We start from the raw sequence: 24,535 nt of genomic DNA, 5'->3' as shown, positions 1-24,535 counted from the left end.
CTCTCTGTTGCCAACAGTGAACACTTTCCCGCGCGTCGCTGTCAAGAGCAGTGCTCTCGTTTTGTTGTTATGCTCTCCGACATGACCGCCAAGAGCATCCGGGCCCGCGTACGCGACGAGCTGACCAGCGAGATCAAGGCCATCGCGCGACAGCAGCTCGCCACGGACGGGGCCAACCTGTCGCTGCGCGCCGTGGCCCGGGAGCTCGGCATGGTCTCGTCGGCGGTCTACCGCTACTTCCCCAGCCGCGACGACCTGCTCACCGCGCTGATCATCGACTGCTACGACGAGCTGGGCGAGGCGGCCGAGACCGCCGAGGCGGCCGTCGACCGGTCCGACCTGCTCGGCCGGTGGCTGGCCACGGGCCACGGCATCCGGGACTGGGCTCTGGCCAACCCGGCCGAGTACGCCCTGATCTACGGCTCGCCGGTGCCCGGCTACCGGGCCCCGGAGACCACCGTCGGCCCGGCCGCCCGCACCACGAACGTCATCCTCGCCCTGCTCGCCGACGGTGTCGCCGCGGGCACGCTCACCGTGGCCGACCCCGTGCCGGGCGGCGGCATCGTGCTGCCGCTGCCACCGGAACTCGGCGCCGAACTGGACCGCATCGCCGCGACCGTGTGCCCGGACGTGCCCCGGGAGGTGCTGTCGCGCGGCATCACCGCCTGGATCCAGCTGTTCGGCACGGTCACGTTCGAGCTGTTCGGCCGCCTCCAGAACATGATCGAGAGCAGCCGCCGGAACTTCTTCGACCGCCAGCTGCGCGTCATGGCCGTGTACGTCGGCCTGCGGTGACGGGTGCGGCATTGCCCGCCCGGCGCGGGGCCGCCAGACTGTCCCAGTGATCGTGGTAGCCGGAGAGCAAGTAGTCGACCTAGTCCCCGCCGGGGAGGCCCTGCTGCGCGCCGCGCTCGGCGGCGGCCCCGCCAACACCGCCATCGCGGCGGCCAGGCTCGGCGCGCCGGTGGCGATGGCGGCGCGGGTCGGCCGTGACTCCTTCGGCGCCGCGTTCGGCCGACGGCTCACCTCGTCCGGCGTCGACACGCAGTACCTGGTCGCCACGGCCCAGCCGTCGGCGCTGGCACTGGCCACCGTCGACGAGGACGGCGAGGCGCGCTACGACTTCTGGCTGGCCGGGGCGGCCGACTTCGGCTGGCGCGAGCGCGAGCTGCCCGAACTGCCCGACGGCAGCACCATCCACATCGGCTCGCTGGCCGCGTTCCTGCCGCCGGGCGCGGACACGCTGGAGCGCTGGGCGCTGCGCCACCGCGACCGGTGCACGATCACCTTCGACCCGAACGTACGCAGCGTCGCGCTGGCCCGCCCCGACTCGCTGGTCCGGCTCGAACGCCTCGTCGAGCTGGCCCACCTGGTACGCGCCAGCGAGGGCGACCTGACCCACGCGTACCCGCACGTGCCCCCGATGGAGACGGCCCGCCGCTGGCTGGCCGCCGGGCCGCGGCTGCTGGTGCTGACCCACGGCGACGCGGGCGCGGTGGCGCTGACCGCCACCACGGAGGTGACCGTCGCCGCCCCCGCCATCACGATGATCGACACCATCGGCGCGGGCGACACCGCGATGGGCGCGCTGCTGGCCTGGCTGCACGACGCCGGCCGCCTCGGCGACCAGCTCCAGCGCGAACTCGCCCCGGAGACACTGCGCCTGATGCTGCGCCACATGTGCGACGCCGCCGCCCTCACCTGCACCCGCCCCGGCGCCGACCCGCCCACCCTCGACGAACTCCGCGCCTTCCAGCTCATCTGACTCCGACCCACCACCCGGCCGCCATCCCCCCCGGCCGCGGCAGCCCTGCCACCGCCGAGATCGCCGTCTCGGGTCAAAACCTCGGGTCTCGCTCCACTTTTTGACCCGAAACGACGATCATCACGGCGTGGCGGCTCGGCCAGGGTCAGACGACGTCCTCGGAGGAGTGGCCGGGGAAGAGGTGGGCGGCGGGGTCGATGACGATGGCGGCGTTGTTGACGGCCGTGGCGGCCTCGCCGAAGCCGGTCGCGATGAGCCGGACCTTGCCGGGGTACTCCACGATGTCGCCGGCGGCGAAGATGCGCGGCAGGTTGGTGGCCATCGTGGAGTCGACGGTGATGTGCCGCTTGTCCAGGGCCAGACCCCACATCGCCAGCGGTCCCAGGTCGGCGGTGAAGCCGAGCGCGGCGACCACGACGTCGGCCGGGATCTCCTCGGTGCCGTTGAGCTCGACCGACTCGACCCGGCCGTTGCCCAGGATCTTGGTGACCTGGCTGTTGATCTCGATGCGCACCGGCAGTGCCCGGACCCGCGCCACGGTCGCGGCATGGGCCCGGAACTTGTCGCGCCGGTGCACCAGGGTGACGCTCGCGGCGACCCCGGCCAGCGCCAGCGCCCAGTCGAACGCCGAGTCGCCGCCGCCCACGATCACCACGTGCTTGCCGGCCAGGCTCGTCGGGTCCGGCACGAAGAAGATGATGCCGGTGCCGGTGAAGCCGGTCGCGGCGGGCAGCGGACGCGGGGTGAACGAGCCCAGCCCGCCGGTGATCAGCACCGCGCCGCAGCGCACCTCGGTGCCGTCGCCGAGCCCGAGCACAGGCATGCCGTCGGTGTAGGTCAGTGCCGCCGCCTGCACGCCGAGCCGGTACTGCGGCGAGAACGCGCCCGCCTGCGCCACCAGGTTCGCGATGAGCTCGCGTCCGCGCACCGCGGGGAACCCGGCCACGTCGAAGATCATCTTCTCCGGATACATGGCGGTGACCTGCCCGCCGGCCTCCGGCAGCGCGTCGACGACCAGCGTGCTCAGCCCCCGGAACCCGGCGTAGTACGCCGCGAACAGGCCGGTCGGCCCCGCCCCGATGATCGCGACATCGACCTCGCCACGCTCGCTCACGCCGCCTCCTCTGGATCGAGCCATCTGACTCGTTCACTCCTGGGGTGAACCTAACCGCGCGGGGCGTTCTCCTCAATGGCCGCGTTGATATCCGCGGCGAAGTGCGACACCTGGGTGTAGACCCCGGGGTACGCCGCGCGGCCGCACCCCACACCCCAGCTGACGATGCCGACCTGCACCCATCGCGTGCCGTCGCGGCGCAGCAGCGGACCGCCCGAGTCGCCCTGGCAGCTGTCCTTGCCGCCGCGCTTGAGGTCACCGGCGCAGATCATGTCCGCGTCGGTGAAGCCGTACCCCTGCGAGCGGTAGATCTTGCCGCAGGCGTCGTCCCCGACGTACGGCACCTGAACCTTGCGCAGGTAGCGCTGCTGGGTGCGGTCGCCCTCGCGGGTCGTTCCCCAGCCGACCGCGGTGAGCGTGCCGCCGTCCAGCGCACTGCCGGACGGCAGCGCGACGACCGGCCCGTCCACCGGGCGGGCCAGCCGAATCACGGCCCAGTCGTCGCCGCGGGTCACGTCGGAGAAGCCGCGGGCCCGCCAGACCTGGCTGCTGCGCACCTGGACCGTCCGGCTGGAGCCGAGATCGGCCGCGCCCGCGGTCACCGTGATCGACGTGTTGGACCCGGTGCGCCCGACGCAGTGCGCGGCGGTCAGCACGTACTGGGTGCGCACCAGGGTGCCGGCGCAGCCGTTGTTCAGGCGGACCATCCAGGGGAACTCGCCCGCCCCGGCGCGCGTACCGCCGATCACCTCGGCCCGGGGCGGGTCGTCCGGCCGGGCCACGGCGGGCGACGCCACCGTCGCGGCCATCGCCGTCACGCACAAGAACAGCGCGATCGCCCGCATCAGCATCCTCCGAGGTCGATGGTGATGCCGATATTAGCGTGTTTGGGTGATTAATCCTTTATGTTGCTGAAGCTCCTCGGCGGGCGGCCGCGGTATCGCCCTTGCGCGCCATCGGCACGTGCTCACCGGCCCGCGCCAGGCCGAACGGCGGCATGTTGGCGTAGAGGACCTCGTAACGGCCCGCTGCCACCAGGTAGGTCTCGTGCCAGATGCCCACGTCGCCGTTGCCGCCGACCGCCTTGTTGAAGGCGTGCCAGGCCGGGCGGTGCGGCAGTGCGGCGTCCTTGGCGAACGCCTCCAACTGCTCGACGCTGCGCCAGTACTGGATGGTCAGCGGGCCACGGGGCGTGATGGCGTACTCGACCGCGAGCAGGCCGAGCTCGGGCCGCTGGGCGAGGGTGCGCAGCATGCGCGGCATCGCGGTGAGCGCGCCCCACCACTGGTGGATCTTCCAAGGCTTGTTGAACCGCATGCCGATCAGGAAGACCACGAAATCGCCTTCGATGTCGGCCGACATGCGGCCCGGGAACACGGCTGCCATGACTCTCCCCTCCGATAACTGGATAGTATCACTATCCGCTATCCGGTCGGTTATCGTCAACCGCGATGAAGATTTCCGAGCTGAGCCGCCACAGCGGCGTGTCGCTGCCCACGGTCAAGTACTACCTGCGCGAAGGGCTGCTGCCCGCAGGCCGCTCGACGGGCCGCAACCAGGCCGAATACGACGTGACACACCTTCGCCGGCTGCGGCTGATCCGTGCGCTGATCGACGTCGGCAACCTCAGCGTGGCCGGGGTGCGGCAGGTCCTGCTGGCCGTCGACGACGGCGAACTACCCGGCCACCACCTGCTCGGCACCGCGCACGAGGCGATCGCGGGCGTGCCGAGGGCCGATCGCGGCGGTCCGGCCTGGCAGGCCGCCCGGGAGGAGGCCGCGCGGATCGTGGCCGACCGGGGCTGGCGGGTGCACGAGCACGCGCCCGCGCTGGACCAGCTCGCCGACGCCATCGCGGCACTGCGCGAGCTCGGGCAGCAGGACATGCTGGCGATGGTCGACGGCTACGCCGAGGCGACCGAACGGCTGGCCGTGCAGGAGGTCGGCCTCGTGCTGGCGCGCGGCGACCGGGCCTCCATGGTGGAGGGCCTGGTCACCGGGACCGTGCTCGGCGAGGCGGTGCTGACCGCGCTGCGCCGGCTGGCTCAGGAGCACACCAGCGCGGGGCTCACCGAGCCGCCCGGCTGACGGGTCAGTACCAGCCCTCTTCCTCGGACTGCTGCCACGCGCCGCACGGCGTCTTGTAGCGGTTCTTGATGTACTCCAGGCCCCACTTGATCTGCGTGGCCGGGTTGGTCTCCCAGTCGGCGCCGTACTTCGCCATCTTGTTGCCGGGCACCGCCTGCGGGATGCCGTGCGCCCCGGAGCTCTTGTTGTGGGCCTTGGGGTTCCATCCGGACTCCCGGGTCCACAGCTTGTTCAGGCAGGCCATCTGGGTCAGGTCCATGCCTGCGGCGAGCACCAGCGCGCACCCGATCGCGCGGTTGCCGGTGAACTCCTGGCAGCTCTTGGGGATGGGCCCGAAGTCGACCGGGGTGGTGGTCCGGGCGGCCCCACGGCGGCTGATCTCCTTCTCCACCGCGGCGGCGCGGGCCGCGGCGGCCTTGGCCTCGGCCGCGGCGCGGTCCTTGGCCGCGGCGAGCTGCTGGTGCTGCTGCAGGGTGAGCGCGGCCGACTCGGCCTGCGCGACGGTCTGCGCCTGGTGGCCCGCGGCGGACCCGTCGTTCTGGGACTGCCCCGCCTCGTCGAGGCGCATCGCGCCGGCCGTCCCGCCCAGCAGGGTCAGCACTGCCAGCGTGCGCGCGATCAGACGGCCGGTCGCGGGGTGGGTGCTGCGGGGGACGCTGCGTTGCCGGAACACGGAGGATCCTCTCGGCGGCGGGGCCCCGGTCCGTCCCGAGTGCAGGGGATGGACGGTCCCAGGGGAGCGCCGTGCCGGGCAGCCGGGGCGCCACACGGCGGCCGCGGGGGGCGGCACACCGGACACGCCGGATGCAAGGGCGCTCGATGCCCACCCTTGCGCAGTGGACCGGGGCCTGTCGTCGCCCGGCTGGATGACTGTGGCCCCGGTCACACTCCATAGAGGGTCAAATCAGGACGGAATCACTCCTCCAGGAGATCGGTCACCACTTCGGCGATGGCCGAACGCTCCGACCGGGTCAGCGTCACGTGGGCGAACAGCGGATGCCCCTTGAGGGTCTCGATCACCGCTGTGACACCGTCGTGGCGCCCTACCCGGAGGTTGTCGCGCTGCGCCACATCGTGGGTGAGCACCACCCGCGAACCCGCGCCGATGCGCGAGAGCACGGTGAGCAGCACGCCCCGTTCCAGCGACTGGGCCTCGTCGACGATGACGAAGGCGTCGTGCAGGCTGCGGCCGCGGATGTGGGTCAGCGGCAGCACCTCCAACATGCCGCGTTGCAGCACCTCGTCGCGGACGTTGTCGTGCACCAGCGCACCGAGGGTGTCGAACACCGCCTGCGCCCACGGCGACATCTTCTCCGCCTCGGTGCCGGGCAGGTAGCCCAGCTCCTGGCCGCCGACGGCGTACAGCGGACGGAAGACGATGACCTTCTTGTGCTTGCCCCGCTCCATCACCTGCTCCAGCCCCGCGCACAGGGCCAGCGCCGACTTGCCGGTGCCGGCCCGGCCGCCCAGCGAGACGATGCCGACGCTGTCGTCGAGCAGCAGGTCGAGCGCGATGCGCTGCTCCGCCGAACGCCCGCGCAGGCCGAAGGCCTCCCGGTCGCCGCGGACCAGCCGCACCGTCTTGTCGGTGTGCACGCGCCCGAGCGCCGAACCGCGCCCGGCGTGCAGGATGAGTCCCGTATGGACGGGCAGCCCCGCCGCCTCGTCCAGGTCGATGTCCTCGCCGCCGTAGAGCGCGGCCATCTGGGCATCCGTCAGGTCCACCTCCGCCAGACCGGACCAGGTCGGGTCTACCGCCTGGTCATGCCGGTACTCGTCGGCCGCCAGGCCCACCGCGGCGGCCTTCACCCGCAACGGCATGTCCTTGCTGACGAGGGTCACCTGCTGCCCGTCGGCCGCCAGACCGAGCGCGACCGCGAGGATGCGGGCGTCGTTCGTGTCGTTGCGGAAGCCGCTGGGCAGTATCTGCGGGTCGGAGTGGTTGAGCTCCACTCGCAGAGTTCCGCCGGCGTCGTTCACCGGCAGCGGCACGTCCAGCCTGCCGTGCTTGACCCGAAGATCGTCGAGCAGTCGCAGCGACTGCCTGGCGAACCAGCCGAGCTCCGGGTGGTGCCGCTTGCCCTCCAGCTCGGAGATGACCACGAGCGGCAGCACCACGTTGTGCTCGGAGAAGCGGCGGATCGCGGCCGGGTCGGCCAGCAGCACGGAGGTGTCGAGTACGTACGTTCGTATCGGGACATCGACCATGACTCACGCTAACCGCAAGAAACCCGTTTGGCCAGCATGTCTTCGCGATCAGTCCGACGATCCGCCGATCCTGGCATCATCCGGTCGGGGGATGCCGCCGCTCGCTTCACGTAGCCGCAGCGTGACTGAACGTCGTGAAACGAGCGGCGAATCGGCGTTTCAGTACCAGCTGACATCCTCGAAATGCGCCCACGCGCCGGCGGGCGTGTCGTACCGGTTCTTGATGTAGTCCAGGCCCCACTTGATCTGCGTGGCGGGGTTGGTCTTCCAGTCGTCGCCGAACTTCGCCATCTTGCTGCCGGGCAGCGCCTGCGGGATGCCGTACGCCCCGGAGCCGGAGTTCTCGGCCTTGTGGTTCCAGCCGCTCTCGTGATTCCACAGCTTCACCAGCGGGCTCATCTGGCTGTACGCGAAGCCGAAGCTCGGCAGCAGCTTGCAGGCCGTGAGCTGGTTGCCGGAGAAGCTCTTGCACGAGGTCGGGGTGGGCGTCGCGGCGGTGCGCTGCACCGTCGGCTTCGGCTTCGGCTTCGGCGTGGCGGGACGGTTCGCCTTCGGCGTGTTGGCCCGGGTCGCGCTCGCGCTCGGGGTGGGGACGGCCTCGGCGCTCGGCGTCGGGGACGCCGCCAGGAGGCGGTCGTAGTCGCGGGTGGCCGCCGCGGCCTCGGCGGCACGGGCCGCGGCCAGTTCGGCGCTCACGGAGCCGGCGTCGGGCTTGGCGGCGACGCCGTAGCCGACCGCGCCGAGCACGGCGGCGCAGAGCACGCCGAGGGCGATCTTTCGGGAGTGGACGGCCAGCAGGCGGGCCGGGCCGCTGCGCTGACGGAGTTCACGGTGGCGGCCCAGCAGAGGGTCACGGGGTGTCGACACGAGTCGGTCCCTTCGTAGGGGGTTGCCGCGCCTCCGGGGGAGGAAGGCGCTGGTCAGGGACCCTGCCGGGTTTTCCGGCGGCGTGCCAAGTCCGTCACGTCGAACGTGAATCAGGTCACATTCTCAACGGGAGCGCAGGTAGGAGAGGTGGAGGAATCGGACTCGGGCTATGGGTGGAAAACCCTGAGTCTCACGCACCGAAGCGGCGCTGGCGACCGGCGTACGCCCGCAGCGCGCGCAGGAAGTCCACGTGCCGGAAGTCCGGCCAGTTCAGCTCGCAGAAGTAGAACTCCGAGTGCGCCGACTGCCACAGCAGGAAGCCGGACAGGCGCTGCTCGCCGCTGGTCCGGATGATCAGGTCCGGGTCGGGCTGGCCGCGGGTGTAGAGGTGCTCGGCGATGTGCTCGACGTCCAGCTTCTCGGCCACCTCCTCGAGCGTGGCACCGGCCTTGGCGTGCTCCTGCAGCAGCGAGCGCACCGCGTCGGCGATCTCCCGGCGGCCGGTGTAGCCGACCGCGATGTTGACGTGCGCCCCGCCCTGGCGACCCGCCGTGCGCTCCTGGGCGGCCTTGAGCGCGGCGGCGGTGTCGGCGGGCAGCAGGTCGAGCGCGCCGACCATGCGCAGCTGCCAGGGGTTGCCGTCCTCGGCCAGCTCGGTGCTCAGGTCCTCGATGATCTCCAGCAGCGGGTCCAGCTCGGCGGCCGGGCGGCGCAGGTTGTCGGTGGCCAGCAGGTACAGCGTGACGTGGGCGATGCCCGCCTCGTCGCACCAGCGCAGCAGTTCCTTGATCCGCGCCGCGCCGACCCGGTGGCCGTCGTTGGGGTCCACGTAGCCCATGTCGCGCGCCCAGCGGCGGTTGCCGTCGCACATGACGCCGACGTGGCGGGGCCGCGGCTTGCCCGCCAGCAGCTGGATGAGGCGGCGTTCATACACGGAGTAGACGAGGTCGCGGAGTTTCATCCTGGGCAGCCTAACGCCGGTGGCGCTGATCAGCGCGGCTGCCAGGCGTCCGGGACCGTGGTCAGATCTCGGACGGCCTCGGGCAGCTGGCCGGTGACGGCCTGGGCGAGGGTCACCTCGTCGACGACGCTGCGCACCGCGGAGCGCACCGCGACCCAGACCAGCGGCAGGTGGGTGGAGGTGCCGGTGTAGCTGGTCTGCTCGGGGCGGTGGCCGCGTACGCCCGCCAGCGGCCCGTCGACGGCCCGCAGCACCATGCCGATGGTCACCTCGGCGGGCGGCGAGCTGAGGCTGTAACCGCCGTCGGCGCCTCGCACGGCGTGGATCACTCCGCTGCGCCGCAGGTCGGCGAGCACGGCTTCGAGGAACTTGCGGGGCAGCCCCTGAACGTCCGCGAGCGCCTGTGCCGAGATGGTCGCCGGGTACGCGTTGGCCAGCTCCAGAGCGGCCCGGACCGCGTAGTCGCCTCTAGCCGAGATCTGCACACCCCCATGATGCCCGCAGGCCCGCCGACATCGTCAGCGGGCCTGCGAGGTTGTGCCAAGATCCTCGTCGAAACGTCACTCGGTGACGTTGAGGCGGGCCTTGAGCGCGTCGAGCTCGGACCAGAGGACGGCCGGGAGCTTGTCGCCGAACTTGTCGAACCACTCGGTGATCTGCGGGATCTCGGCGGTCCACTCGTCGGGGCGGACCTCCAGTGCCAGCTCGATGTCCGCAGTGGGGACGTCCAGCCCGGTCAGGTCGAGGTCCTGGGCGCGCGGGACGAAGCCGACGGGGGTCTCGATCGCACCGCCCTCGCCCTCCAGGCGCTCGACGACCCACTTGAGCACCCGGGAGTTCTCGCCGAATCCGGGCCACAGGAAGCGGCCGTCGTCACCACGGCGGAACCAGTTGACGTAGAAGATGCTGGGCAGCTTGTCGGCGTTGCCGTCGACGCCCTTGCCCATGGCGATCCAGTGGCGGAAGTAGTCGCCGGCGTGGTAGCCGATGAACGGCAGCATCGCCATCGGGTCGCGGCGCACCACGCCGACCTGGCCGACCGCGGCGGCGGTGGTCTCCGACGACAGGGTCGCGCCCTGGAAGACGCCGTGCACCCAGTCGCGGGACTGGCTGACGAGCGGGATCGTCGTCTTGCGGCGGCCGCCGAACAGGATCGCCGAGATCGGCACGCCCCGCGGGTCGTCGTACTCCGGCGCGAGGATCGGGCACTGGGTGATCGGCGCGCAGAAGCGCGAGTTCGGGTGACTGGAGACCTGGTCGGAGTCCGGGGTCCAGTCGTCGCCGTGCCAGTCGGTGAGGTGGGCCGGGGGCTCGCCCATGCCCTCCCACCAGATGTCGTTGTCGTCGGTGCGGGCCACGTTGGTGAACAGCGAGTTGCCTGCGGCGAGCGTGCGCATCGCGTTCGGGTTGGTCTTCCAGTCCGTGCCCGGCGCGACGCCGAACAGGCCGTACTCGGGGTTCACCGCGTACAGGCGGCCGTCGTCGCCGAAGCGCATCCAGGCGATGTCGTCGCCCAGGGTCTCGACCTTCCAGCCGGGGATGGTCGGCTCCAGCATGGCGAGGTTGGTCTTGCCGCACGCCGACGGGAACGCCGCCGCGATGTAGTGCACCTTGCCGGCCGGGTTGGTCAGCTTGAGGATCAGCATGTGCTCGGCGAGCCAGCCCTCGTCGCGGCCCATCACGCTGGCGATGCGCAGCGAGTAGCACTTCTTGCCCAGCAGCGAGTTGCCGCCGTAGCCCGAGCCGAACGACCAGATCTCGCGGGTCTCCGGGAAGTGCGAGATGTACTTGGTGGTCGAGCACGGCCACGGCACGTCGGCCTGACCCGGCTCCAGCGGCGCGCCGACCGAGTGCAGGGCGGGCACGAAGTCCGCGGTCTCGCCCATCGCCTCGAGCACGTTCGTGCCCATCCGGGTCATGATCCGCATGCTGGCCACGACGTACGCCGAGTCGGTGATCTCCACGCCGAACATGGGGTTCTCGGCGTCGAGCGGACCCATGCAGAACGGGATGACGTACATGGTGCGGCCGCGCATGCAGCCCCGGTACAGCTCGGTCATGAGCTGCTTCATCTCGGACGGGGCCATCCAGTTGTTCGTGGGGCCGCAGTCGGCCTCGTCGACCGAGCAGATGAACGTGCGCTCTTCGACCCGTGCGACGTCGGAGGGGTCGGTGCGCGCCCAGAAGGAGTTGGGCCGCTTGACGGGGTCCAGGCGGACCAGGCTGCCCGCGGTGACGAGTTCGGCGGTGAGCCGGGTCCACTCGTCCTCGGAGCCGTCGCACCACACGATGCTGTCCGGCGTGGTGAGCTCTGCGATCTGGCGCACCCAGGCGAGCAGCCTCGGGTGGGAGGTCGGATGCTGGTCAAGCCCTGCGATGACTGCCGGCGCGGTCATGGAGTTCTCCTCGTGGTCGTCTTTGACCGACGGATACGACTGACGACGGCCAGGTGGCCGCGGGTCGTCCGGGATGTGGCCTCAGCGTAAGCCCGGTTTGTTGCCTGAGACCGTTCCCGCCTTGTGAATAAGTGCACAAGCGTCGGTCCAAGTGCTTCTTCGCGCACGATTCTTCGGCCGAACGCGCACGTTTCCGCAAATCCCCTTTTCGATCTTGAAGCGTTACTGTCGCGCGACGGCACTGGCGCGTGCGAGCCCGGTCACGCTCCTCCGCATACCCGGTTCCAGGCCCGAGCGAACGCTCCATCGCGACTTCATCATGAGCTCCGCATATTCCGCAAATCGGGTGATTGGTCTAACGTCCCTAGCAGCCGGCGAAACCGTGACATTCCCCCCGGAGGCGGCCGTGACCAGTACGTCTTACCCTGCCCAGGATCAGCCCACCGACCCGAACAGCGATCCACAACTCATCTCCGCCGTCCGCGGCGGCGACACCGACGCGTTCGGCCTGCTCTACGAACGCCACTTCGAATCGGCACGGCGGCTGGCGCGGGTGCTCAGCACCGACCACGCCGACGCCGACGACCTGATCGCCGACACCTTCACCAAGGTGCTGGCGGTGCTGCGCAAGGGCGGCGGGCCGGACACCGCCTTCCGGGCGTACCTGCTCACCACCATGCGGCACACCCGCTACGACCGGGCCCGGCGCGAGCGGCGCGTCGAGCTCACCGACGACCTCACCCGGTACGAGACCGCCGAACCCGTCGACGACCCGACCATCTCCCGGCTGGAGACGTCGTACGCGGCCCGCGCCTTCAACCGGCTGCCCGAACGCTGGCGGGCCGTGCTCTGGCACACCGAGGTCGAGGGCGAGAGCCCGTCGCAGGTCGCCCCGCTGCTCGGGCTCACTCCCAACGGCGTCGCCGCGCTGGCCTACCGGGCCCGCGAGCGTCTGCGGCAGATGTATCTACAGGAGCACATCGCGCTCACCGGCAACCCGCGCTGCCACTGGACCGGGGCGCACCTGGCCGGGTACGTACGGGCCGCGCTGGCCAAACGCGACCGGGGCAAGGTCGACGAGCACCTGTCCAGCTGCGCCGAGTGCCGCCGCCTGCACCGCGAGCTGACCGAGGAGAACGCGGGCCTGCGCAACGTCGTCGCACCTCTGTTACTGGGGGCCGCCGCGCCCGCCTACCTGGCCGGTGCGGGCAAGCTCGCACTCGGTGGCCGGCTGGCCACCGCCTGGGGGGCGCTCGTGCTGTGGTGGCCGCAGGTGTGGCAGACGCTGCGCGGGCGGGCGGCCACCACGGCCGTGCTCGCCGTCGGCGGTGGTCGGTGGCTGCTGACCGCGCCCCGCCACGTGATCAGCCGGTACGGCATCGCGAACCTCGTCGCGGGCACCGGGCTCGGGGTGGCCTCACTCGCCGGGATCATCGTGTTCGTGGCGATGACGGCCACGCCCACGCCGCCCACCACGCCGTCGCGGGCGGCCCCGGTTCCGGTGCCGGTGCCCGCCGCGCCGCCGGTGTTCGTACCCCCGGCTCCGTCGCCCGCGGCGACCACCGCGCGGCCGTCGCCGTCGCCGCCCGCCCCCACCACGCGGGGTCCGGCGATGGTGCTGCCACCAGCGCGACCCGCCCCGGCCACCGTGCCGAAACCGCCTCCCGCGGCCGCGCCCGCACCCGTCGCGCCGGTCGCTCCGACTCCCCCGGCCGAGCCGGACGCCGCGGTGTCCGCGCCGGAGTTCACCGAGGTCGACCTGGTGGCGGGCCAGGCAGGCACCCTGCCCATCCCGGTGCGGGCGTCCGCCGACGACCGCGTGGACTCCCCGGACACGGACGGCATGGACGTGCCGGACACCGGCACCGGCGCGCCTGCCGACCGGCAGGGCGACGAACCGGCGGCGGTCCGGCTCCGGCCTGCTTCCTTCGTCGCCCCCGCGCCGACACCGGCGGAAACCGGGCTCGCTCCCGCGGTGGGGGACGCCGCGCCGCCCGGGGCGGTGCGGATCGACGTGACACTGCCCACAGGCATGCGGCTGGCCGGGACCGGGGCCGGGGACGGCTGGCAGTGCGAGGCGACCGCGACCGGCGCGTCCTGCGACCGGCCGCGCTGGAAGAAGGGTGCCCGGTCGGTGGCCCGGCTGCCCGTGCTGGCCGACGCCACCGTCAGCGGCTTCCAGGAGATAGGCGTGACCGCGACGTACGGGCAGCGGCACCGCGTCACCGCGTTCCGGGTGCCGGTCGCACCGTCCGGGTTGCGGCTCGGGCACGCCGCCCGGGGCCGGGTAGACGTGGCGCTCGCGGGCAGCACCCTGCTGTCCTGCGTGCCCCGCCCGCTGTGCCTGCTCGGCACGGACAACAACGTGCTGGACATGTCCCCGCTGCTGCCCGACGTCGGCGAGCCCGCCGCACCGGCGGGGCTGCTCGACGAGCCGGGACCCGCCGGGCCGAAGGGGCCGATCGCGTCCCTGGCCGGGGACAAGGCCGCCAGCGGGGCCCGGCTGGACCTGCCCGAGGGCGCGAAGGTGCGCTGGGCCGGGCTGGTGGTCGCCGCCTCCGCGGCGCGGCTGCCCGAGCTGGTCGCGCTGCACGGCCCGCAGGGCGACTGGCAGCCGGTGCAGGTGCGGTTCGGCCATGCCGAGTCCGGCACGTCGCTGACCCAGGGCTTCGCCGACGTGACCAAGCTGCTGCGCAGGGGCGGCGGCGGGGACTGGTGGCTGACCGCCCCGGCCGAGCCGCTGCCGCGCGGCCGCAAGCAGTTCGCGGGCTGGACGCTGGCCGTGGTGTACGAGCACGGGGACACCCCGCGCGGCGAGGCCGCGGTCTACCTGGGCCCCCGTGCCGGGCGCGGGGACGTGGCGACCAGCGTCGGGCTGGGCGGCGCGGGACCGGTCCGGGTGGGCCTGGCCCTCTGGGACGGCGACCTCAAACTGACCGGCGACGAACTGCTCATCGACGGCTCCCCGGCGGGCGAGCCGGGCAACCTCGGCGGCGGCCGCAACGCCGGAGCCGCGGCGGTGGCCTGCCGAACCGTGCCGGGGCTGTGCCCCTGGCGCACCCCGGGACTGGACGTGCTCCGGGCCGAGGGCAAGGCCCCTGTGGGCAGCACCGCCGAGCTGCGGATGGGCGGCGATCCGATGGAGGTGGGAGTGCTGGCGGTGATCACCGGGCCCGCGCAGGCGGAAGGCCCTGCCGTGGCGGCACGGTAGGCTCGCGGGGTGACCCCCGAGACGCCGACCGCGCCACCCGCCGCAGCACTGCCGCTGCGGCTGGTCGCGCAGTTCCGGCACCTGATCCACGAGCTGGGCAAGTTCGGCGCCGTCGGCGGCGCGGCGTACGTCGTCGATTTCGCCGTCTTCAACCTGCTGCGCTCGCCGACCGGCCCGCTCGCCGCGGCGGCGATCTCCACGGTGGTCGCGGCGACCGGCGCGTTCTTCGGCAACCGCTACTGGACCTGGCGGGACCGGGAACGCTCCAGCTTGACCAGGGAATACTCGCTGTACTTCTTCTTCAACCTGGTGGGCCTGGGCATCACGCTCGCGGTGGTGTGGCTGAGCCACGACGTGCTGGGCGCGATCTGGCCGGGGATCTTCCACACCTGGCTGGCCGACAACATCGCCAAGATGCTGCTCGGCACCGGTATAGCCAGCGTCTTCCGGTTCTGGGCGTATCGCCGCTTCGTCTTCAACGGGGCACCGGCCGTTCCGGCCCCCGCGCCCGCCCAGGTGGGGTGAGTTGGCTTGCATTCGGAGTTGCGCTGCCGCCCCCTCCTCACCAACTCGCGTAAGGTGGCCCAGTGCGCCCTGACCTGACGATGCTCGATCGCCTGTTGCCCGAACGCCTCCGCAAGATGGGGCCCGAGGCCCTGAAGTTCGCCATCGTCGGCGGTGTGAACACCGTGGTCAACTTCGTGGTGCTGAACGCCCTGGTGCTGACGATCTTCCCGACCGGCCAGCTCAAGGCCAACGTCGTGGCGACCGTCGTGGCGATGGTGACGTCCTACCTGATGAACCGGCACTGGACCTACCGCGACCGGATGAGCCAGGCCATGGGCCGCGAGTTCATGCTGTTCGTGCTGTTCAACGCCGCGGGCCTGGCCATCGAGCTGGCCATCATGGGCGCCACCAAGTACGCGCTGGGCCTGCACGGCCTGCTCGCGCTCAACGCGGCCAAGCTCCTGGGCCTGGTGCTCGGCACGATCTTCCGCTTCTACACGTACCGCACGTTCGTGTTCGCCCCCGCGAACCAGGTCGCCGTCGCGGCCGGTGGCGTCGACGCCGACTTCGGCCCCGCGCACGTGCACGTCGACAGCGTCGAGGAGCTGGTCGACGCGGAGGCCGCCGCGAGCGCGCTGGCCGGAGTGCCGGTGCCCGCACAGGTGCGCCCCGACGACTTCGCCAGGCTCACCGCCCCGCTGGAGGCCGAGTTCGCGGCCGACAACCGGGCCGCCGAGCAGCTGGCCGCCCTGGACGCGGAGTTCACCGACACGGAGCTCGCCGAGGAGCTCACGCGCGCGAAGCCGCGCCCAGAGCGGTAGCCTGCGTCACTGCTTCTCTTCGACCTTGGTCTGCTGGACCGGGGCGGCCGGGCGCTCGTTGTCGTTGTACGAGTGCGCGTCCCGGTCGGCCTCGACCAGCTCGTACAGCGTCGTCTGCACCTTCTCGACGTGCGGGATGTCGTTGAGCACCGACTGCCCGCGCTCGCCCGCCGACTCGATGGTCAGCGTGCCGCAGCCCAGCAGCCGCTCGATGAACTTCTGGCTCATCGCGTGGTCGTTGACCCGCGACAGCGGGATGTCCCGGCGGTCCCGCGAGAAGACACCGGTCTGCAGCAGCACGCGCTCGTTGGTCAGCACGTAGTGCGTGGTGCGCCAGACCAGCCACGGCCAGAACGTCAGCCAGGCCACCGCGACGACGGCCAGGCCCGCCACGATGTAGACCAGCATCGCGTCGAGGTCGAACAGCAGCGCGGCGATCACCGCGGCCACCGCCAGCACCAGGACCGTCACCGGCCGGATCATGGCCTTCCAGTGGGGGTGCAGGTCGAGCACCACGTGCTCGTCCGCGGTCAACACGTCCTCAGGGAACGCCATCCGTGCCTCCTCGTTACAGCCTGCGATCAAACGCACGATTGTCCGCGAGCAGGGTAGTTCCACCAGGCGACGCCCTGCCATCCGCCATCGGTGCTCCGTCGGCAATCGGTCTGTCGGTTCCCGGCGGTAGCGCTCACCGAACGCGCTGTAGTCGCGGGAGCGGTGTGTGCGCGAATCGGCGTGCTCGTTTCGGGACGCTGGAGCGTCGGCGAAACGAGCGCTCTCCAGTCGCGGATGGTGCGAGGTGCGAGCGCGGTACCGGTACGTAGCGCGGTTCAGCGCAGGTGGACGACGTCGCCCGCCGCGACCGGACGGTCACCCGCCCCGGTGCGCACGACGAGGCGGCCGTCGGTGTCCACGGTCACCGCCTCGCCGGTGAGGTCCGTGGCGCCCGGCAGGATCACCGACACCTGCCGCCCGAGCGTCCCACACAACCGCAGGTACGCGTCCCGCAGGCCGCTGGTGTCCGGGTCACCGCCCGCCTGCCGCCAGGCGTCGTAGCGCGCGCCCAGCCGCTCCAGCAGCACGGCCAGCAGCTCGGTCCGGTCCACCTGCGCAGCGCCCGCCAGCAGCAGCGACGTCGCGGGCAGTCCGGTCGGGGTGTCCGGCAGCTCGTCGGCCGTCAGGCTCACGTTCAACCCGATGCCGATCACCACCACGCCAGGCACCGGCACCTCGGCCAGCAGCCCCGCGCACTTGCCGCCGCCGATCAGGAGATCGTTGGGCCACTTCAGGGCGGACTCCAGCCCCGTCACCGCACGCACCGCCTCGGCCAGCGCGACCCCGGCGAGCAGCGGGAGCCAGCCCCAGCGCGAGACGTCCGGGGCGGGCCGCAGCAGCACGGACACCGCCAGCCCGGCGCGGGGCGGGGACACCCACGTGCGCCCGAGCCGGCCGCGCCCGGCGGTCTGCGCCTCGGCGGTCACCACCAGCCCCTCGCCCGCGCCGTCGCGCGCCGCGGCGGCCACGTCGGCGTTCGTCGAGCCGGTCTGCGCCAGCACCTCGACCTGCCAGCGGGTCAGGACCGCGAGACGGTCCGGCTCCAGCGGTGATCTGCTCGGTTCCACCGCCGGAGCGTACCCAGCCGGCCCGGCGGCAGCCGGGTCGACGCGAAGATTCGGCTGGTCGCCTTACTTCGGAACTCTTCTTAAGGAGCGACCGGTGCAGGCCGCGCGTCAGCCCGCGTGCCGGGCGCGGGCCGGGACGGGATCGGCGTCGGTCATCGACATCGGGCCCAGCCACTCAGGAAGCACGATCTCCGTCCCGCCGGCCGTCGCGGCGGACACCCGGCGGCCCCGCTGGATGGTCTCGACCCGGTGGTGGCGCGACGAGGCGTCACCGGGCTGCGGCTCCGCCCGGCGCGCGGCGGGCCGGGGCTTCAGCGCGACCACCGGCGCAGGGGTGCCGGTAGCAGGCTGGCTCACGTCGGACGAGCTTGCGTCAGCCTTGGCCGGTCCAGGCGAGCCCTCGGCAGCCGAGTCCGTGGGTGAGGCTGCGGCAGGGCCGGTCGCGAGGGACCGGGGTCGCGGGCGGCTCGCGGGGCGGGTCGCCGTGCCGCTCGCGACTTTGCTGCTCGCGGCCGTGCCGCTCGCCGCCGTGCCGCTCGTCGCGGCGCGGGACGTCTCGGCAGCGGGCTCGGCGAGGGCGCTCGCTGCGGCCGCGCGGTCGGCGCGGGCGCTGGTGGCCGTCGGCGGTGCGGTCCGGCGCGGTCCCGGACGCGGCCGCGTGCGCGGGGAACCGCGCCCGGCGGGCGGGTCGGGTTCGCCGCGGTCGTCCGACTGCCACGGCCGCACCACGGCGAGCACCGTAAAGCCGCCCACCAGCAGCAGCACCCCGAACAACGTCGTCACAACAATCTCAACGATTCGCCCGAACCGGACGAAACGAACGACCCATGACCGATGGCCCGAACGGAGCCGGTACCGGGGTGTGGTGTAGATGACTGAACGGGGGTTCAGGCGGGCTATAGAGTCCGGGGCGTGACTACTACGGTGCCGGACAAAGGCCGGGTCGACGCGCGGACCACGGCGGGCAAGCTTGCGGACTTCGAGCGGCGGGTCGAGGAGGCCGTGCACGCCGGGTCGGCGCGGGCAGTGGACAAGCAGCACGCGCGGGGCAAGAAGACCGCGCGCGAGCGGATCGCGATGCTGCTCGACGAGGGGTCGTTCGTAGAGCTCGACGAGCTGGCCAGGCACCGGTCGACGGCCTTCGGGCAGGAGCGCAACCGGCCCTACGGCGACGGCGTGGTCACCGGGTACGGCACCGTGGACGGGCGGCCGGTGTGCGTGTTCGCGCAGGACTTCACCGTGTTCGGCGGGTCGCTGGGCGAGGTGTTCGGCGAGAAGATCGTCAAGGTGATGGACCTGGCGATGAAGACCGGGTGCCCGGTCGTCGGGATCAACGACTCCGGCGGGGCGCGCATCCAGGAGGGTGTGGTCTCGCTCGGGCTGTACGGCGAGATCTTCTTCCGCAACGTGCGCGCGTCGGGGGTCATCCCGCAGATCTCGCTGGTCATGGGCCCGTGCGCGGGCGGTGCGGTGTACTCCCCCGCGGTCACCGACTTCACGGTGATGGTCGACCAGACGTCGCACATGTTCATCACGGGTCCGGACGTCATCAAGACGGTGACCGGCGAGGACGTGGGCATGGAGGAACTGGGCGGGGCGCGCACGCACAACACCAAGAGCGGCAACGCGCACTACCTGGCCTCCGACGAGCAGGACGCGGTCGACTACGTGAAGTCGCTGCTGGCGTACCTGCCGAGCAACAACCTGGACGCCGCGCCGGTCTGGCCGGTGGCCGCCGACCTGGCCGTCAGCGACACCGACACCGAGCTGGACACGCTGATCCCGGACTCGGCGAACCAGCCCTACGACATGCACGCGGTGCTGGAGTCGATCCTCGACGACGGCGAGTTCCTGGAAGTGCAGCCGCTGTACGCGCAGAACATCCTGACCGGGTTCGGCCGGGTCGAGGGGCGGCCGGTCGGCGTGGTCGCCAACCAGCCGATGCACTTCGCGGGCTGCCTGGACATCGCCGCGTCGGAGAAGGCCGCGCGCTTCGTGCGCACCTGTGACGCGTTCAACATCCCCGTGCTGACCTTCGTGGACGTGCCCGGCTTCCTGCCCGGCACGAGCCAGGAGTGGGACGGCATCATCCGCCGGGGGGCCAAGCTCATCTACGCGTACGCCGAGGCCACCGTCCCGAAGATCACCGTGATCACCCGCAAGGCGTACGGCGGCGCGTACGACGTCATGGGGTCCAAGCACCTCGGCGCGGACCTCAACTTCGCCTGGCCGACGGCGCAGATCGCCGTGATGGGAGCGCAGGGCGCGGTCAACATCCTGCACCGCGCGGAGCTGGCCGCGGCCGACGATCCGGTGGCCCGCCGCGCCGAGCTGATCGACGAGTACGAGGACGCCCTGGCCAACCCGTACGTCGCCGCCGAGCGCGGTTACGTCGACGCGGTGATCCGGCCGTCGGCGACCCGCGCGCACATCGTGCGGGGGCTGCGCGCGCTGGCCGCCAAGCGGGAGACGCTGCCGCCCAAGAAGCATGGAAACATCCCGCTGTGACGGCGACCGTTAACCGCTGAGTGACGGTCATGTGGCAGAACGTTCACGCCGACCCGTCGCTGTGTCACGATGTCGGGATGTCCGTGCAGGAACCCGCCGATCGTCACCTGCTGCCGCGCCGGTACACGGTGCTGGTCGACGTGGGCTACCTGTACGCGGCCTCCGGTGAACTGCTGCTGGGCACGTCGAACCGCTCGGAGTTCAAAGTGGACGCCGAGCGGATGATTCATGCCCTCATCGCGCAGGCGGCCAGCGGGCTGGGCGCGGACCTGCTGCGGCTGTACTGGTTCGACGCGGCGCGCGACCGCGTGCCCACCATCGACCAGCGCGTCATCGCGCAGATGGCGCAGGTGAAACTGCGGCTGGGCAACCTGAACCTGCGCGGGCAGCAGAAGGGCGTGGACGCGCAGATCCGCAGCGACCTGGAGACGCTGGCCAGGCACCGCTCGGTCACCGACGCGGTGCTGGTCGCGGGCGACGAGGACATGCTGTCCGCGGTCGAGGCCGCGCAGAGCTACGGGGTGCGGGTGCACCTGTGGGGCGTCGAGCCGCCGTACGGCACCAACCAGGCCGAGCGGCTGGTCTGGGAGAGCGACACGGTGTACACGCTGGACGCGGAGTTCGTCCGGCCGTACTTCGCGCCGACGGGACGGATCCGTACCCCCACACCCGCCGAGGTGTTCTCCGGCCGCCCCGCGATCGCGCTGCCCGCCGCGCAGGTCTCGGCTCCCCCGGAGCCCCGCCCGGTGCCCGCCGCGCGGCGCGCGCACCCGCAGCCGCCGGACCGCCTGGAGATCGTCGAGATCGGCGAGTACGTGGCCCAGAAGTGGATCCTCACCCGGGGCCGTGACAACATCGGCGACCTGCTGCCGGGTCCGCTGCTGCCGACGGTCATCGACAAGGAGCTGCTGGTGGAGGCGGAGAAGGAACTGGGCATCTCGCTGCGCCCGTTCGAGAAGGCACGGCTGTGGGTCCGCGACGGCTTCTGGTCACGGGTGTATCGGGAGTTCGGTCTCGCCAGGCCGAACGGGGAGGGTTGAGATGACGGAACAGCCGGTGATCCGGATCGAACGTGGCACACCGACGGCCGAGGAGGTCGCGGCGCTGGTGGCGGTGCTGTCAGCGCGTCCCGCGTCGGGTGCCGTACCCCCGGCGGAGGTGTCGGCATGGTGGCGCAGCGGGCTGCCCGCGGTGACCGCCGCCGGACCCGGCGCGTGGCGGCGCTCCGGCCTGCCTCGCTGACCAGCGGAGGAGCACGACCGATAGCCCGGTGTGCATCCTTGCCCCATTTCGGTAGTCTGCCAGTGCTGGACCGCGTTGGTCACTGACCGCGGCACCGCCGATCGCGGACGAGGAACCCCTGGGGAGGGCGTGCGAGATGGGTCTGCCCGAAGAGGACAAAGGGCCTGCCTGGCTACGTGACTACGGTCGCGAGAGCGGGTACACCAAGTCGAACGCGATGACGGGTTACGACGAGGGTTCCCTCGCCGTCGACCTGCAGAGCCTGGTCGACTTCGCCGAAGCGCTGGAGACGGAGCACACCAAGGACTACCGGCCGCACGCGGACGAGGTCTTCAAGGACATGTCGGCCAAGGTCGCCGACCCGCACGCCGACTTCATCGAGCTGTGCTCCAGCCTGGGCTGGCAGCGGGAGCTGCTGGTGCAGACCTCCGACGCGCTGCTCAAGCACGACCAGGCGGTGCTGGCGTTCGTCGCCGCGGCCCGCGAGATCAGCAAGAAGTACGGCGAGGCCGACGCGCTCGGCGCGGCCAAGGCGCAGGACGTGAACCGCAACCTGACCGTGTCGGTGCCCACCACCGCGCAGGTGCCCGCGACCACGCAGCCGCCCACCGCGCAGACGCCCGGCACGACCCCGTCGGCCACCACCATCCCGCAGGTCACGCCCACGGGCGGCACGGCGACCGACACCGGAGGGGACTACTGATGGGCATCCCACCCGAGGACCGGGCACCAGCCGGCACCAACTGGTACGGCAAGTCGATGCAGGAGATGTGGGACCTGACGGCGGGCCGCCAGCTCGCGCCCCACTACACCCAGGCGTCCGGCTGGAAGCGGGCCGGTGAGCTGGCCTACCTGCACAAGAGCCGCCTGCAGACGTACCGGGAGAAGCTGGCGCAGGCCTGGCCGCCGGAGTCCAGTGACGCCGCCAAGGCGTACCTCGCCAAGCTCGACGAGCTGATCGTCGCGGTCGAGGACGTGGCCCGCGTGTCCACCCAGAACCACCAGTACTCCCGCGACATCCCGGCGGCGTTCTACGAGGCCGAGCGCAAGCTCCAGCCGATCCGCGACGACTACAACCGCATCGATCGCGCGGTGCGCAACGGCGAGCCGACCCCGCTCCCGAGTGGACAGACGCCGGAGAAGTACCTGCAGGGCAAGCTGGCCGAGGCCCGGGACGTGATGCGCGGGCTGTCCGCCGACCTGTCCCTGGTCCGGGTCAGCATGGCCCCGCCCCGGCCGTACCTGCCGCCGGTCGGGCACCGTGGCGAGAACGAGACCGACTACGGCGGCGTGGTGCCGCCGGTCATCCCGCCGGTGACGCCGTTCGGCGGCTCCGTCGCCCCGGCACCCAGCGTCTCCGGGGCCACGCTGGCTCCGATGCCGATCACCACCGGCCCTGACCTGACCGGACTGGCTCCGGCTCCCACCACGCCCACGCCCACGATCCCGGGTGTGCCCGGCCCGGTCACCCCCGGTGGCACACCGCCGCTGGGTGGCACGCCGCCACTCGGCGTCATCGGCGCTCCACCGCCGGTCCCGGGCCTGCCCGGGGTGGGCAGGCCGGTGCCGGGCAGCCCGGTCATCGGCGGTCTCGGCCCGAACGCGGGCGTGCCGCGCGCGATGCCCGCGGGCGGGGTCATCGGCGGCGCACCCGGCGGCGGCATGGGCGCTCGCGCCGGTGCCGTGGGCGCGCGCACCAACCCGGTCGGCGGCATGATCGGCGGCCCCGGCGGTGCCGGTGGCCTGGGCGGGCGCGGCGCGGCGGGCACGGTCAGCGGCCGCGGCGCGGTAGGCGCCACCGGTGGCCGCGGGGCCAGCGGCTTCGGCGCGCCCATGGGCGGCGCGCCCGGTGCCGCCGGCGGTCGCGGAACCAACGTCGGCGGGCCCATGGGCGGGGCGCACGGCGCGGGCAGGCGCCGCGACGACAACGATCCCGACTTCGACCCGGACACCCTGTGGGCCGTGGACGCGGGCGGGGCGCCGGTGCTGGACGCGCCGGACGCGCCCGGTCCGGTCGACCCCGGTCCGGCGATCGGGCTCACTCGATGAGATTCGCCGCACGTCTGGCGGCGGTGAGCCTGCTCGCCGCCGCCACCACGGTCGGCGTGGGCAGTCCCGCCCTCGCCGACCGGTACCGCGACGACCAGTGGCACCTGCCGTTCCTGCGCATCGCCCAGGCGCACGCCATCAGCCAGGGCGAAGGGGTGACCGTCGCCGTCATCGACAGCGGCGTCGAGGGCAAGCACCCCGACCTCACCGGCAACGTGCTCAAGGGCTTCGACACGATCGTCGGCGGCGACGGCGACGGCTGGGGCGACGACGAGGGCCACGGCAGCAGCATGGCCGGGCTGATCGCGGGCCACGGCCACGGCGCGGGCGGCAAGGAAGGCGTGCTCGGCATCGCGCCGAAGGCGAAGGTGCTGCCGATCCGCATCTCCACGGCCAAGGGCCACGGCGGCGGCGACGCCATCGCCATCGGCATCGACGAGGCCGTCAAGCGCGGCGTGAAGATCATCTCGATCTCGGAGTCGGCCCCCTCGGGCGACTCCTCCGTGCTGATCAAGTCGGTGGAACGCGCCCACGCCGCAGGCGTGCTGGTCATCGCCGCCGCGGGCAACCAGCCGAAGGACTACTACGTCGCGGCCCCGGGCCGGTACCCCGGCGCGGTCGCGGTCGGCGCGGTCGACCAGAAGGGCACGGTCGCGCCCGTCTCGGTACGCGGTGACGAGGTGCAGCTGGTCGCGCCCGGCGTCGACATCACCAGCACCAGCCGCATCAACACATCCGCGAACACGCAGTACCGGCGCTCCAGCGGCACCAGCCCGGCGACCGCCATCACGGCCGGTGTCGCGGCCCTGGTGTGGTCGAAGTATCCGCAGCTCACCGCTGACCAGGTGCTGGAGCGGATGACCCGTACCGCCGTGGACAAGGGCGCTCCCGGCCGGGACCGCGACTACGGCTTCGGCGTCATCGACCCGGTCGCGGCGCTCACCGCACCTGCGGCATCGGCCGCCGCACCCACGGCGGCGCCTTCGGCCGAGGCCACCCTGACGAGTGCCATCACCATGCCGAACCCCGGCGCCGGAGGCCTCACCGGTGTCACCCTCCTGCTGATCCTGCTCGTCGGCGGGGTTCTGCTGGCGATCGTCGCCGTCGTGGTGTTCCTGGCCCTGCGCCGACGACGCTGACCTGACCTTCGAAGCGACCCTGGCAAGATCGCCGTTTC

The 24,535-nt window shown here is 72.1% G+C and carries 24 protein-coding genes; 12 read left to right on the top strand and 12 right to left on the bottom strand.

The features are described 5' to 3' along the window. Positions 1-81: 81 nt before the first annotated feature. Together HAV40_RS15655 and HAV40_RS15650 are read left to right on the top strand one after the other, a co-directional pair. Positions 82-795, top strand: a complete 714-nt coding sequence (locus tag HAV40_RS15655) for a TetR/AcrR family transcriptional regulator (protein ID WP_166381759.1) — start codon at positions 82-84, stop codon at positions 793-795. A gap of 46 nt (positions 796-841) precedes the next feature. Beyond that, positions 842-1,765 carry a carbohydrate kinase family protein gene (locus HAV40_RS15650; protein WP_166381756.1) on the top strand — a complete coding sequence of 308 codons (924 nt, stop codon included), beginning with the start codon at positions 842-844 and terminating at the stop codon, positions 1,763-1,765. Positions 1,766-1,910: 145 nt separating this feature from the next. Here the strand turns inward: HAV40_RS15650 and HAV40_RS15645 are convergent, their stop codons facing one another. From HAV40_RS15645 to HAV40_RS15635, 3 genes are read right to left on the bottom strand one after another with little or no spacing between them, the layout of a single operon-like run. After that, positions 1,911-2,879: an NAD(P)/FAD-dependent oxidoreductase gene (locus tag HAV40_RS15645; RefSeq protein WP_239086536.1), complete on the bottom strand. Its 969-nt coding sequence runs from the start codon at positions 2,877-2,879 to the stop codon at positions 1,911-1,913. Positions 2,880-2,929: 50 nt separating this feature from the next. Beyond that, on the bottom strand, positions 2,930-3,724 hold the full coding sequence (locus HAV40_RS15640; protein WP_239086538.1) for a S1 family peptidase: 795 nt from the start codon (positions 3,722-3,724) through the stop codon (positions 2,930-2,932). A gap of 58 nt (positions 3,725-3,782) precedes the next feature. Beyond that, positions 3,783-4,265, bottom strand: a complete 483-nt coding sequence (locus HAV40_RS15635; RefSeq protein WP_166381750.1) for a DUF4188 domain-containing protein — start codon at positions 4,263-4,265, stop codon at positions 3,783-3,785. A 65-nt stretch (positions 4,266-4,330) separates the two neighbouring features. Here HAV40_RS15635 and HAV40_RS15630 point away from each other — a divergent pair, with 65 nt between their 5' ends. Continuing rightward, positions 4,331-4,966: a MerR family transcriptional regulator gene (locus tag HAV40_RS15630; protein ID WP_166381748.1), complete on the top strand. Its 636-nt coding sequence runs from the start codon at positions 4,331-4,333 to the stop codon at positions 4,964-4,966. 4 nt (positions 4,967-4,970) lie between these two features. Here the strand turns inward: HAV40_RS15630 and HAV40_RS15625 are convergent, their stop codons facing one another. From HAV40_RS15625 to HAV40_RS15600, 6 genes are all read right to left on the bottom strand, one after another. After that, positions 4,971-5,639, bottom strand: a complete 669-nt coding sequence (locus tag HAV40_RS15625) for an aggregation-promoting factor C-terminal-like domain-containing protein (RefSeq protein WP_239086540.1) — start codon at positions 5,637-5,639, stop codon at positions 4,971-4,973. Positions 5,640-5,881: 242 nt separating this feature from the next. After that, entirely contained in the window at positions 5,882-7,174 is a 1,293-nt protein-coding gene (locus HAV40_RS15620) for a PhoH family protein (RefSeq protein WP_166381746.1), read from the bottom strand. A gap of 159 nt (positions 7,175-7,333) precedes the next feature. Further along, positions 7,334-8,041, bottom strand: coding sequence for an aggregation-promoting factor C-terminal-like domain-containing protein (locus tag HAV40_RS38455; RefSeq protein ID WP_239086541.1), 708 nt, complete (start codon positions 8,039-8,041; stop codon positions 7,334-7,336). A 190-nt stretch (positions 8,042-8,231) separates the two neighbouring features. Beyond that, a complete protein-coding gene (locus HAV40_RS15610) occupies positions 8,232-9,002 on the bottom strand; it encodes an isoprenyl transferase (protein ID WP_166381744.1) in 771 nt (256 codons plus the stop codon). Positions 9,003-9,031: 29 nt separating this feature from the next. After that, entirely contained in the window at positions 9,032-9,487 is a 456-nt protein-coding gene (locus HAV40_RS15605) for an RrF2 family transcriptional regulator (protein WP_166381742.1), read from the bottom strand. Positions 9,488-9,562: 75 nt separating this feature from the next. Continuing rightward, positions 9,563-11,398 (bottom strand): phosphoenolpyruvate carboxykinase (GTP), encoded by a 1,836-nt coding sequence (locus HAV40_RS15600; protein WP_166381740.1) that lies wholly within the window; start codon positions 11,396-11,398, stop codon positions 9,563-9,565. 406 nt (positions 11,399-11,804) lie between these two features. On the opposite strand from HAV40_RS15600, the gene HAV40_RS38450 reads away from it, so the two are divergent. The 3 genes from HAV40_RS38450 to HAV40_RS15585 all read left to right on the top strand — a co-directional run bounded on the left by HAV40_RS38450 (position 11,805) and on the right by HAV40_RS15585 (position 15,937). Then, the gene (locus tag HAV40_RS38450) at positions 11,805-14,609 is read left to right on the top strand and encodes a sigma-70 family RNA polymerase sigma factor (RefSeq protein ID WP_166381738.1); all 2,805 of its coding nucleotides are present in this window, start codon (positions 11,805-11,807) and stop codon (positions 14,607-14,609) included. A 9-nt stretch (positions 14,610-14,618) separates the two neighbouring features. Then, positions 14,619-15,134, top strand: a complete 516-nt coding sequence (locus HAV40_RS15590) for a GtrA family protein (protein ID WP_166381736.1) — start codon at positions 14,619-14,621, stop codon at positions 15,132-15,134. Between the two features lie 80 nt (positions 15,135-15,214). Further along, positions 15,215-15,937, top strand: coding sequence for a GtrA family protein (locus HAV40_RS15585; RefSeq protein ID WP_166382016.1), 723 nt, complete (start codon positions 15,215-15,217; stop codon positions 15,935-15,937). 6 nt (positions 15,938-15,943) lie between these two features. On the opposite strand, the gene HAV40_RS15580 is transcribed toward HAV40_RS15585, so the two are convergent. The 3 genes from HAV40_RS15580 to HAV40_RS15570 form a co-directional block, all read right to left on the bottom strand. Beyond that, the gene (locus tag HAV40_RS15580; RefSeq protein ID WP_166381734.1) at positions 15,944-16,492 is read right to left on the bottom strand and encodes a PH domain-containing protein; all 549 of its coding nucleotides are present in this window, start codon (positions 16,490-16,492) and stop codon (positions 15,944-15,946) included. Positions 16,493-16,767: 275 nt separating this feature from the next. After that, positions 16,768-17,559 (bottom strand): biotin--[acetyl-CoA-carboxylase] ligase, encoded by a 792-nt coding sequence (locus HAV40_RS15575; RefSeq protein ID WP_166381732.1) that lies wholly within the window; start codon positions 17,557-17,559, stop codon positions 16,768-16,770. A gap of 108 nt (positions 17,560-17,667) precedes the next feature. Beyond that, the gene (locus HAV40_RS15570) at positions 17,668-18,342 is read right to left on the bottom strand and encodes a hypothetical protein (RefSeq protein WP_166381730.1); all 675 of its coding nucleotides are present in this window, start codon (positions 18,340-18,342) and stop codon (positions 17,668-17,670) included. A gap of 141 nt (positions 18,343-18,483) precedes the next feature. On the opposite strand from HAV40_RS15570, the gene HAV40_RS15565 reads away from it, so the two are divergent. The 6 genes from HAV40_RS15565 to HAV40_RS15540 all read left to right on the top strand — a co-directional run bounded on the left by HAV40_RS15565 (position 18,484) and on the right by HAV40_RS15540 (position 24,497). Further along, entirely contained in the window at positions 18,484-20,067 is a 1,584-nt protein-coding gene (locus tag HAV40_RS15565) for an acyl-CoA carboxylase subunit beta (protein WP_166382014.1), read from the top strand. Positions 20,068-20,144: 77 nt separating this feature from the next. Then, entirely contained in the window at positions 20,145-21,107 is a 963-nt protein-coding gene (locus HAV40_RS15560) for an NYN domain-containing protein (RefSeq protein ID WP_166381728.1), read from the top strand. Between the two features lies 1 nt (position 21,108). Then, positions 21,109-21,309 (top strand): acyl-CoA carboxylase subunit epsilon, encoded by a 201-nt coding sequence (locus HAV40_RS15555; RefSeq protein WP_166381726.1) that lies wholly within the window; start codon positions 21,109-21,111, stop codon positions 21,307-21,309. Positions 21,310-21,445: 136 nt separating this feature from the next. Beyond that, positions 21,446-22,012 (top strand): hypothetical protein, encoded by a 567-nt coding sequence (locus tag HAV40_RS15550; RefSeq protein WP_166381724.1) that lies wholly within the window; start codon positions 21,446-21,448, stop codon positions 22,010-22,012. Further along, on the top strand, positions 22,012-23,358 hold the full coding sequence (locus HAV40_RS15545) for a hypothetical protein (protein ID WP_166381722.1): 1,347 nt from the start codon (positions 22,012-22,014) through the stop codon (positions 23,356-23,358). Before HAV40_RS15550 ends, HAV40_RS15545 begins: the two co-directional genes overlap by 1 nt. Continuing rightward, a complete protein-coding gene (locus HAV40_RS15540) occupies positions 23,355-24,497 on the top strand; it encodes a S8 family peptidase (protein WP_166381720.1) in 1,143 nt (380 codons plus the stop codon). The genes HAV40_RS15545 and HAV40_RS15540 overlap by 4 nt, the downstream gene beginning before the upstream one ends. Positions 24,498-24,535 lie beyond the last annotated feature (38 nt).

Source organism: Catellatospora methionotrophica (assembly GCF_011297335.1).
Lineage (GTDB): Bacteria > Actinomycetota > Actinomycetes > Mycobacteriales > Micromonosporaceae > Catellatospora > Catellatospora methionotrophica.
The sequence above is the reverse complement of the archived record's forward strand: the minus strand, read 5'-3'. Positions and strand labels throughout refer to the sequence as shown.

Bases quoted from the DNA above. Each gene is read 5' to 3' on its own strand.
- HAV40_RS15655 (WP_166381759.1), top strand. From the start codon at position 82: ATGACCGCCAAGAGCATCCGGGCCCGCGTACGCGACGAGCTGACCAGC.
- HAV40_RS15640 (WP_239086538.1), bottom strand. From the start codon at position 3,724: ATGCGGGCGATCGCGCTGTTCTTGTGCGTGACGGCGATGGCCGCGACG.
- HAV40_RS15635 (WP_166381750.1), bottom strand. From the start codon at position 4,265: ATGGCAGCCGTGTTCCCGGGCCGCATGTCGGCCGACATCGAAGGCGAT.
- HAV40_RS15630 (WP_166381748.1), top strand. From the start codon at position 4,331: ATGAAGATTTCCGAGCTGAGCCGCCACAGCGGCGTGTCGCTGCCCACG.
- HAV40_RS15620 (WP_166381746.1), bottom strand. From the start codon at position 7,174: ATGGTCGATGTCCCGATACGAACGTACGTACTCGACACCTCCGTGCTG.
- HAV40_RS15610 (WP_166381744.1), bottom strand. From the start codon at position 9,002: ATGAAACTCCGCGACCTCGTCTACTCCGTGTATGAACGCCGCCTCATC.
- HAV40_RS15600 (WP_166381740.1), bottom strand. From the start codon at position 11,398: ATGACCGCGCCGGCAGTCATCGCAGGGCTTGACCAGCATCCGACCTCC.
- HAV40_RS15585 (WP_166382016.1), top strand. From the start codon at position 15,215: ATGCTCGATCGCCTGTTGCCCGAACGCCTCCGCAAGATGGGGCCCGAG.
- HAV40_RS15580 (WP_166381734.1), bottom strand. From the start codon at position 16,492: ATGGCGTTCCCTGAGGACGTGTTGACCGCGGACGAGCACGTGGTGCTC.
- HAV40_RS15560 (WP_166381728.1), top strand. From the start codon at position 20,145: ATGTCCGTGCAGGAACCCGCCGATCGTCACCTGCTGCCGCGCCGGTAC.
- HAV40_RS15555 (WP_166381726.1), top strand. From the start codon at position 21,109: ATGACGGAACAGCCGGTGATCCGGATCGAACGTGGCACACCGACGGCC.
- HAV40_RS15550 (WP_166381724.1), top strand. From the start codon at position 21,446: ATGGGTCTGCCCGAAGAGGACAAAGGGCCTGCCTGGCTACGTGACTAC.
- HAV40_RS15545 (WP_166381722.1), top strand. From the start codon at position 22,012: ATGGGCATCCCACCCGAGGACCGGGCACCAGCCGGCACCAACTGGTAC.
- HAV40_RS15540 (WP_166381720.1), top strand. From the start codon at position 23,355: ATGAGATTCGCCGCACGTCTGGCGGCGGTGAGCCTGCTCGCCGCCGCC.